At 60.5% G+C, this 3,710-nt stretch carries 4 protein-coding genes; 3 read left to right on the top strand and 1 reads right to left on the bottom strand.

The window, feature by feature from the left end; genetic code table 11:
• Positions 1 to 422, bottom strand: a 422-nt coding sequence (locus BFP96_RS14455; RefSeq protein ID WP_139113403.1) for a DUF2066 domain-containing protein, incomplete at its 3' end; no start/stop codon positions are given.
• A gap of 341 nt (positions 423 to 763) precedes the next feature.
• Here BFP96_RS14455 and purM point away from each other — a divergent pair.
• The 3 genes from purM to BFP96_RS14440 are packed head-to-tail and all read left to right on the top strand — an operon-like array spanning position 764 to position 3,206.
• On the top strand, positions 764 to 1,822 hold the full coding sequence (purM, locus tag BFP96_RS14450; RefSeq protein WP_014719398.1) for a phosphoribosylformylglycinamidine cyclo-ligase: 1,059 nt from the start codon (positions 764 to 766) through the stop codon (positions 1,820 to 1,822).
• A gap of 11 nt (positions 1,823 to 1,833) precedes the next feature.
• Positions 1,834 to 2,484 carry a phosphoribosylglycinamide formyltransferase gene (purN, locus tag BFP96_RS14445; RefSeq protein ID WP_065896272.1) on the top strand — a complete coding sequence of 217 codons (651 nt, stop codon included), beginning with the start codon at positions 1,834 to 1,836 and terminating at the stop codon, positions 2,482 to 2,484.
• Between the two features lie 8 nt (positions 2,485 to 2,492).
• Complete coding sequence (locus BFP96_RS14440; RefSeq protein WP_065884494.1) at positions 2,493 to 3,206, top strand: DUF3108 domain-containing protein; 714 nt, start codon at positions 2,493 to 2,495, stop codon at positions 3,204 to 3,206.
• Positions 3,207 to 3,710: the final 504 nt, after the last annotated feature.

Raw genomic sequence — 3,710 nt, 5'->3', positions numbered from 1 at the left:
GCCTGGCCGTCGCCGACCAGGCTGCTGCCGTCGGTCGAGTCGTTCAGCCACCAGCCGAGGATCGAAGGTCGATTGCTGCCCCAGATCGCCAACCCGGCGTCACGCAAGGCGCGATCGGTGCTGACCGGGTCGAAATCCACTTGCAGGCTTTCCGGCGGGCCGGCGTCGTATCCGTATTGGCTGATGATTTGCTGCGGGTCCTTGCGGATCGCCGCCAGGCCCGGGCCTTCGGCCGCTTTGGCATCGCCGGTCAGGCGGATGACCAGGGTCTGCACGGCGCGCTGGGTGGCCTGGTCGCGCTCTTGGGGCGACTGGCTGCTGACCGGTTCGAGGACTTGATAGAGGCCATTGAGGGTTTCGGCATGACTCGCCAGGCTGACCAATGACAAGAAGCCTACAAAAAAGAATTTACACAGACGCATGGAAGATTCCCGAACGACAAATTTAGCGGCTGGAACAGACCGCGTGATCTCGGTTTGGCAAAGCTGTGACACAGCGACCGGTAAAACATTCACGGGTCTCGGCAAGTTTTCATACTGTCATAACGATAGCGGGTTCAAGGCTATACCTTAATACGCTGCATTACCGCGCCGATTCCGTATTTTTTAAGCTCATATGCCCTGCCCGTCGGCCCGAGGATGGCCGCTGCCCCTCAAGCCTGATAAAATCGCGCGCCTTCGCAGACCGTCAACGGCTGGGCCTTTTACCAAAAGCGCCTGCCCGCTCGGTCGTTACCCCTGAATCCCCCCTAAAGGCCTGGATCATGAGCAAGCAACCCTCCCTGAGCTACAAGGACGCCGGTGTAGACATCGACGCCGGTGAAGCATTGGTCGAACGCATCAAGAGCGTCGCCAAGCGCACTGCGCGCCCCGAAGTCATGGGCGGCCTGGGCGGTTTTGGCGCCCTCTGCGAAATCCCGGCCGGCTACAAGCAGCCTGTACTGGTCTCCGGCACCGACGGCGTGGGTACCAAGCTGCGCCTTGCCCTGAACCTGAACAAGCACGACAGCATCGGCATCGACCTGGTTGCCATGTGCGTCAACGACTTGGTGGTATGCGGCGCCGAGCCGCTGTTCTTCCTCGACTACTACGCCACCGGCAAGCTCAATGTCGAGACCGCGACCCAGGTGGTCACCGGCATCGGCGCCGGCTGCGAACTGTCGGGTTGCTCCCTGGTGGGCGGCGAAACCGCTGAAATGCCAGGCATGTACGAAGGCGAAGACTACGACCTGGCAGGCTTCTGCGTCGGCGTGGTGGAAAAAGCCGAGATCATCGACGGCTCCAAAGTGGCTGCCGGCGACGCGTTGCTTGCCCTGCCATCCTCCGGCCCGCACTCCAACGGCTACTCGCTGATCCGCAAGATCATCGAAGTGTCCGGCGCCGACATCGAGAACATCCAGCTCGACGGCAAGCCACTGACCGACCTGCTGATGGCCCCGACGCGCATTTACGTCAAGCCACTGCTCAAGCTGATCAAGGACACCGGCGCCGTCAAGGCCATGGCCCACATCACCGGCGGCGGCTTGCTGGACAACATCCCACGCGTACTGCCAAAAGGCGCCCAGGCGATTGTCGACGTGGCCAGCTGGCAGCGCCCTGCAGTCTTCGACTGGCTGCAAGAGAAAGGCAACGTCAACGAAACCGAGATGCACCGCGTGCTCAACTGCGGCGTGGGCATGGTCATCTGCGTGGCCCAGGAACACGTTGAAACCGCGCTGAACGTATTGCGTGAAGCCGGCGAACAACCTTGGGTCATCGGCCAGATCGCCACGGCTGCCGAAGGCGCAGCCCAGGTTGAACTGAAGAACCTCAAGGCCCATTGATGCAAGCGCGGATGCCCACGACAGGTGATGTCGTGGTGCTGCTTTCCGGTACCGGCAGTAACTTGCAGGCGCTGATCGACAGCACACTGACCGGCGACAGTCCGGTGCGCATCGCTGCGGTGATTTCCAACCGCAGCGACGCCTATGGCCTGCAACGTGCCAGGGACGCGGGTATCCAGACCCGCTCGCTGGATCACAAGGCGTTCGAAGGTCGCGAGGCCTTCGACCAGGCCTTGATCGAACTGATCGACGCCTTCGAGCCCAAGCTGGTGGTGCTCGCCGGCTTCATGCGCATTCTCAGCGCCGATTTCGTGCGCCATTACGAAGGGCGCCTGCTCAATATCCACCCGTCCCTGCTGCCCAAGTACAAAGGCATGCACACCCATCAGCGCGCCCTCGATGCCGGTGACAGCGAGCATGGCTGCACCGTGCACTTTGTCACCGAGGAACTCGATGGCGGGCCTCTGGTCGTACAGGCAGTGGTTCCGGTAGAGTCAGGCGACTCGGCGCAGACGCTTGCGCAACGGGTTCACACCCAGGAACACAGGATTTACCCGCTGGCCGTTCGCTGGTTTGTCGAGGGTCGGTTGATTCTTGGTGAACAGGGAGCATTATTGGACGGTCAGTTACTCGCGGCCAGCGGCCACTTGATTCGAACCTAGGAGATTTTATGCGTCGCGCCCTGCTTTTCGCTTTTGCGCTGTTCGCTCTGCCTGCCGTGCAAGCGGCAGACCTTCACCCCTTCTCCGTCAGCTACACCGCCGACTGGAAGCAACTGCCCATGAGTGGTTCGGCTGAACGCAGCCTGACCAAAAACGGCGACGGCACGTGGACCTTGAACTTCAAGGCCTCGATGATGATTGCCAGCCTGACCGAAACCAGCGTGATCGTGTTCGACAAGGACACCCTGCAACCCAAGAGCTACAGCTTCGAGCGCGGCGGCCTGGGCAAAGCGAAGAAGATCAACCTGGATTTCGACCAGGCAACCAAGAAAATCACCGGCTTTGAAAACAAGGACCCGGTTAACGTCACCCTCGAAAGCGGCATGCTCGACAAGTCCACCTATCAACTCGCGCTTCAGCGCGATGTGGCGGCCGGCAAGAAAAGCATGAGCTACCGAGTGGCCGAAGGCACTGACGTCGACACCTACGATTTCCGCGTCATCGGCCCGGAAAAGGTCCAGACCAAGGTCGGCGCCATCGACGCGATCAAGGTTGAACGCGTGCGTGACCCTTCCCAGAGCAAGCGCATCACGCAGATGTGGTTTGCCAAAGACCAGGGCGGCATTCTGGTTGCCTTGCGTCAGGTTGAAACGGATGGCAAGGAATACAACATCATGTTGCAGGATGGCACTGTTGACGGTAAGGCTGTCAAAGGTAGCTGATTGGCCTGATGAGTTGAAAAGAGCCTCGCTGAATGCGGGGCTTTTTTTCGCCTGGGTATTTGCTGTGAAGCTTCTGGCCCCATTGGGGCATAGGTATCTACACAGCTTTGATATGACACCGACATGTGGCGAGCGAGCTAGCTCCCGATGGTGGCCTCTGGGCCGACCAGGATGTTGGTGTCGATCCCGGTCCAATGTGGGAGGGGGCTTGCCCCCGATGGCGGCCTCTGGGCCGACCAGGATGTTGGTGTCGATCCCGGTCCAAATGTGGGAGGGGGCTTGCCCCCGATGGCGGCCTCAGGACCGACCAGGATGTTGGTGTCGATCCCGGTCCAAATGTGGGAGGGGGCTTGCCCCCGATGGCGGCCTCTGGGCCGACCAGGATGTTGGATTAGGCCGAGTACATATCTGTTTCTGCGGTAACGGCCACTTAGGGTTCCGCCCTTACGGCGGCTCACTTTTGAAAAGCGCAAAAGTAAGCAAAACGCTCTTGCCCCACCACTC

Origin of the sequence: Pseudomonas sp. 34 E 7 (assembly GCF_900005715.1) — a bacterium.
Classification (GTDB): domain Bacteria; phylum Pseudomonadota; class Gammaproteobacteria; order Pseudomonadales; family Pseudomonadaceae; genus Aquipseudomonas; species Aquipseudomonas orientalis_A.
The sequence above is the reverse complement of the archived record's forward strand: the minus strand, read 5'-3'. Positions and strand labels throughout refer to the sequence as shown.

Excerpts from the sequence above, each read along its gene's own strand:
- BFP96_RS14440 (WP_065884494.1), top strand. The coding sequence starts at position 2,493 with ATGCGTCGCGCCCTGCTTTTCGCTTTTGCGCTGTTCGCTCTGCCTGCC.
- purN (WP_065896272.1), top strand. The coding sequence starts at position 1,834 with ATGCCCACGACAGGTGATGTCGTGGTGCTGCTTTCCGGTACCGGCAGT.
- purM (WP_014719398.1), top strand. The coding sequence starts at position 764 with ATGAGCAAGCAACCCTCCCTGAGCTACAAGGACGCCGGTGTAGACATC.